The sequence below is a fragment of the Rhodopseudomonas sp. BR0C11 genome, from assembly GCF_010820945.1.
In the GTDB taxonomy this organism is placed as follows: domain Bacteria; phylum Pseudomonadota; class Alphaproteobacteria; order Rhizobiales; family Xanthobacteraceae; genus Rhodopseudomonas; species Rhodopseudomonas palustris_H.
This window is the reverse complement of the sequence record NZ_QTKI01000373.1, coordinates 1-4877: the sequence shown is the minus strand read 5'-3', so window position 1 is coordinate 4877 and position 4877 is coordinate 1. Positions and strand designations below refer to the sequence as shown.

At 66.7% G+C, this 4877-nt stretch carries 5 protein-coding genes; 1 reads left to right on the top strand and 4 read right to left on the bottom strand.

Going from position 1 to position 4877, the window contains the following annotated elements:
- A partial coding sequence (locus tag DYI24_RS21355; RefSeq protein WP_164573757.1) for a glycosyltransferase 87 family protein occupies positions 1–463 on the bottom strand: 463 nt, incomplete at its 3' end.
- 228 nt (positions 464–691) lie between these two features.
- Between DYI24_RS21355 and DYI24_RS21350 the strand changes: the two genes are divergently transcribed.
- Positions 692–1513, top strand: coding sequence for a bestrophin-like domain (locus DYI24_RS21350; protein ID WP_164573756.1), 822 nt, complete (start codon positions 692–694; stop codon positions 1511–1513).
- Between the two features lie 58 nt (positions 1514–1571).
- On the opposite strand, the gene murB is transcribed toward DYI24_RS21350, so the two are convergent.
- The 3 genes from murB to DYI24_RS21335 form a co-directional block, all read right to left on the bottom strand.
- On the bottom strand, positions 1572–2501 hold the full coding sequence (gene murB / locus DYI24_RS21345) for a UDP-N-acetylmuramate dehydrogenase (RefSeq protein ID WP_164573755.1): 930 nt from the start codon (positions 2499–2501) through the stop codon (positions 1572–1574).
- Positions 2502–2577: 76 nt separating this feature from the next.
- On the bottom strand, positions 2578–3981 hold the full coding sequence (gene murC / locus DYI24_RS21340) for a UDP-N-acetylmuramate--L-alanine ligase (RefSeq protein WP_164573754.1): 1404 nt from the start codon (positions 3979–3981) through the stop codon (positions 2578–2580).
- A gap of 136 nt (positions 3982–4117) precedes the next feature.
- On the bottom strand, positions 4118–4877 hold a 760-nt coding region (locus DYI24_RS21335; protein ID WP_164573753.1), incomplete at its 5' end, for a UDP-N-acetylglucosamine--N-acetylmuramyl-(pentapeptide) pyrophosphoryl-undecaprenol N-acetylglucosamine transferase.

Genomic DNA, 4877 nt, shown 5'->3' with positions numbered 1-4877 from the left:
GCGCCACCACCGGCCCGAGCCGCAGCAACCACCACGCGCTCCAGCCGGTTTGATCGAGTGACGGCGGCAGCGCACGTTCGAGCCCCCGCGCCCACAGATCGACGGCGGCCAGCATCGCAAGGGCACTGAAGACGTACCAAGTCGCAACCGACAGCGGCAGCGGCAGCGCCCACTCCGGTTTGGGGAAGCCGTCGAGCGGATGGGCGAACGGTCCCATCAGCAGCGCGAACGTCGGTGGGTAGTGATAGGTCCAGCCGTGATGATCGGCGACTTCATACAGCGGATAGCCGGTCCACACGGCCCACGCCGCACGGAAGAACACCTGCACGTCGCCGAAGCCCTGCACCGCAGAGCGCTTCACCACGACAGGCAGATAGATGCACAGCGCCGCCGCGACAGTGGCGATCAGCACGATCTCGTACCAGCGAAGCTGTCGCAGGCGCGGTGCAAATTGCGAATGCAAGGCAGGATGTCTCCTCAGCCGCCGCTGAGCACATGGCCGCAGCGGTCTGGCGGAACCGTGGCACTAGACCAGCATACGTGCAGGGCAGCCAAAACCCTCGCGCGCCGCCCGTGGACGATAGCGGCGAAAACCGCCAAAGTCGGACACGTTTGCAGGTGTTGCACCGTGATTCCGGCGGTCCCGCGTCGGTGCCGTTTCGCGCCGTTGCGGGGAAACAAAGAGAAACAGATGATCCGAGATTGGCTCGACCTTCCGCCGTTTGGAACCTTCGCGACGCTGGCGCTGCTGTACTACGGCGTCGCCGCCGTACTGATCGTGGTGGTGTTCGTCTCGCCGCTGCGCGGACCGATCGCGCGATTGCAGGGCGTGGTGGCGCCGTTCTTCTCGTCGGTCGCAGTGCTGTTCGGATTGCTGACCGGCTTCCTCGGCTACGATGTCGCCGAACGCAATCGCCAGGCGTCGCGCGCCGTGCAGACCGAGGCCGGCGAACTGCAGAACGTCTATACGCTCAGCGTCGCCTCGGTCTCAGACATGCAAGCCATCCGCGTTGCGCTGAAAGCCTATGTGGCGTCGGTGCTCAAGGACGAATGGCCGACGGTGAACGGTTTCGCCGCGCCGCGTACCAGCCTCGCCTACGATCAGATGCTGACTGAAATCAGCTCACCGGCGATCACCCGCGATTCCGGCGCGGCGGTGCATGTGGCGCTGCTCAGCTCCGCGGTGCGGGCCGGCACCTCACGCAATACCCGGATCAGCCTGTCGATCGATCGCACCAGCGACCTGAAGTGGATCTCCGTTCTGCTCCTCGGCGTGATCACCCAAATCGCGATCGCGCTGGTGCATCTCGATAAACCGCGTGCGATGTCGGCTGCGCTTTCGGTCTTCGCCACCGGCGCGATCGTCGCACTCGGGCTGATCGCGCTGCAGGAGGATCCATTCAGCGGCGTGTTCCAGGTGTCGGCAATCCCGCTTGAGCACGTGCTGTCGCTGCCGGATACGCCCGAACTACCTCCCAACGCGACGCCAGCTCCGTCACCTCAAAAACCATGAGGTGCGGCACTCGCGTCGCTTTGCAATTCTGCTGAGTTGATCGCGTGCGGCAGCCGGCTCAGCCCTGCCCGGGCGCGACGCCGATCCGCTTGATTTCCCACTGCAGCTCGACGCCGGACTGCGCCTTGACGCGGGTGCGAACGGTCTCGCCCAGCGTCTCGATATCGGCAGCAGTGGCCTCGCCGGTGTTGATCAGGAAATTGCAGTGCATCTCCGACACCTGCGCGCCGCCGATTCTGAGGCCGCGACAGCCGGCGGCATCGATCAGGCGCCACGCGCTCTGGCCGGGCGGATTCTTGAAGGTCGAGCCGCCGGTCTTCTCGCGGATCGGCTGCGCCAGCTCGCGATGCGCCTGCACCTCGTTCATCTTGGCGCGGATGTGATCCGGCGTCGCCGGCGTGCCGCGCAGCCGCGCCGAGGTGAAGATCAGCGCAGGATCAGCTCCGCTGTGGCGATACGAAAACAGCATCGCGGCGTTGTCGAACAGTTTGCGCGTGCCGCTGCGATCATACGCGGTGGCGTCAATCAGCACGTCCTTGGTCTCGCGGCCGTTGGCGCCTGCGTTCATCCGCAGCGCGCCGCCGATTGAGCCGGGAATGCCGTAGTAAAATTCCAGTCCGCCGAGCTGAGCCGCGGCCGCGGTTTCGGCCACGCGCTTGTCGAGCGCGGCGGCTCCGGCATGAACGACCTCACCCTCGACGCGATGCTCGCCGAAGCCGCGCGGCGACAGCCGGATCGCGACGCCCGGCAGCCCGCCGTCACGCACGATCAGGTTGGAGCCGAGCCCGAGGCACATCACCGGAATCTCGGCCGGCAGCCGTGACAGGAAGTAACCGAGATCATCTTCGTCGGCCGGCGTGAACAGCACCTGCGCCGGCCCGCCGACACGAAACCAGGTCAGCGGCGCCAGCGGCTCGTTGCCGAGCAGCCGCCCGCGCAGCTCCGGCATCGCGGCTTTCAGGTCGGGCGTGAGATCGGGAAAACTCATACGTTTACGGCCACAAACGTGGATGGCCGGGCCGAGCCCGGCCATGACGAAGATTCAACGTCCGGCCAGAACAACATCAACCGAGCGCCTTCAGTTCGCCGGGCAGTGCGTAGGCCCATTGGGTGATGTTGCCGGCCCCTAAGCAGACGACGTAGTCGCCGCTGTGGGCGAGGCCGGCGACGACGCCAGCGAGCGACGCGGAATCCTGCAGCGCGACGACGTCGCGGTGGCCATGGGCGCGCAGGCCGAGCACGAAGTGATCGCGGTCGATGCCTTCGATCGGCGCCTCGCCGGCCGGATAGACGTCGGCGACGATCACCGCATCGGCATCGTTGAAGCAGGTGCAGAATTCTTCGAACAGCGATTGCAGCCGGCTGAACCGATGCGGCTGCACCACGGCAATCACCTTGCCCGCGGTCGACTGCCGCGCCGCCTTCAGCACCGCGGCGATCTCGACCGGATGGTGGCCGTAGTCGTCGATGACGGTGACGCCGTTCCATTCGCCAGTCTTGGTGAAGCGACGGCGCACGCCGCCGAACGCCGCGAGCGCCTTGCGGATGGTGTCGTCGGACAGACCAAGTTCATGCGCCACGGCGATCGCCGCGGTGGCGTTGAGCGCGTTATGACGACCCGGCATCGGCAGCTTGAGATCGGCGATCTCGTGCGCGGTACCAGCCTTGCGATCGCGGAACGCGACCTTGAAGGTCGAGCCGCCGCCGCTGGCCGCAAGATCAAGCAGCCGCGCATCGGCCTGCGGGTTCTCGCCGTACGTGATGATGCGGCGGTCTTCGATCTTGCCGACCAGCGTCTGCACCACCGGATGATCGATGCACATCACTGCGAAGCCGTAGAACGGCACGTTCTCGACGAAATTGCGGAAGGCGTCCTGCACCGCGTCGAAGGTCTTGAAGTGATCGAGATGCTCGGGATCGACGTTGGTGACGATCGCCACATCGGCCGGCAACTTGAGGAAGGTGCCGTCGCTCTCGTCGGCTTCGACCACCATCCAGTCGCCGCCGCCGAGCCGCGCATTGGTGCCGTAGGCGTTGATGATGCCGCCGTTGATGACGGTCGGATCGAGATCGCCGGCGTCGAGCAATGCTGCCACCATCGAGGTGGTGGTGGTCTTGCCGTGGGTGCCGGCGATGGCGACGCAGCTCTTCAGCCGCATCAGCTCCGCCAGCATCTCGGCGCGGCGCACCACCGGAATTCGCTGCGCGCGCGCCGCGAGCAGTTCGGGGTTGTCGCGCTTGATCGCGGTCGACACCACCAGCACGTCGGCGCCCTTGATGTTGTCGGCCTGGTGGCCGACGTGGATCTGGATGCCCTTCTCGCGCAGCCGGTTGACGTTGGCGCTTTCCGACGCGTCGGAGCCCTGCACGGTGTAGCCGAGATTGCACAGCACCTCGGCGATGCCGCTCATGCCGATACCGCCGATCCCGACGAAGTGGATAGGTCCGATATGGCGCGGCAATCTCATGGGGAGGGTCTCTATCGTTGCTGGTCGTGCCCGGATGGTCACGGGCATTTCCGATTCAGGGTCACTTCATGCAAGACGGGGATGGCCGGGACAAGTCCGGCAAATGCGCCGTTGCGAGGTTTTCGTCCGCCCGGCCTTAGACCTTCGCGACCCGTCCGACCACGTCGGCGAGGCGTTCGGCGGCGTCCAGACGGCCAATTTGGCGCGCTGCGGCGGCCATTTGGGCCAATTTGGCCGGATCGGCGGCCAGCGCGGTGATCTCGGCCGCCAGCCGGTCCGGGGTAAAATCCGGTTGAACGATGCGCAGCGCGCCGCCGGCCGCGGTTAGCACGCCGGCATTGGCGAACTGGTCCTGGTCGAGCGCGCCCGGCAGCGGCACCAGGATGCCGGGCCGGCCGATCGCCGCGAGTTCAGCCACCGTCCCCGCACCGGAGCGCGACACCACGAGCTGGCTCGACGCCAGCCGCTGCGGCAGATCGGTGAAAAACGGCGCCAGCTCGCAATTCAGCTGCAGTCGGTCGTACACCGCACGGACCCGGCCCATGTCCTCGTCGCGGACCTGCTGGGTCAGCACCAGCCGGCGCAGCAGCGCCGAATCCAGTTTCTCCAGCGCCGGCGGCACGATGTCGGCCATCACCCGGGCGCCCTGGCTGCCGCCGAACACCAGCACCCGCAGCGGACCGCCAACGGTCGGCGGGTCGTAGGCAACGGTCGCGGCGTCGGCGACGGCTGGACGAATCGGATTACCGGTGTTGGTGATCTTGGAGGCGAGCGCCGGCCAGGCGGTCTCGTGGCCGGGAAAACCGGTGGCGATAGCGTCGACCCGCGGCGCCAGAAAGCGATTGGCGCGGCCCATCACCGCGTTCTGCTCGTGGATCAGCGTCGGCACTCGGCGC

Bases quoted from the DNA above. Each gene is read 5' to 3' on its own strand.
- DYI24_RS21350 (WP_164573756.1), top strand. From the start codon at position 692: ATGATCCGAGATTGGCTCGACCTTCCGCCGTTTGGAACCTTCGCGACG.
- murB (WP_164573755.1), bottom strand. From the start codon at position 2,501: ATGAGTTTTCCCGATCTCACGCCCGACCTGAAAGCCGCGATGCCGGAG.
- murC (WP_164573754.1), bottom strand. From the start codon at position 3,981: ATGAGATTGCCGCGCCATATCGGACCTATCCACTTCGTCGGGATCGGC.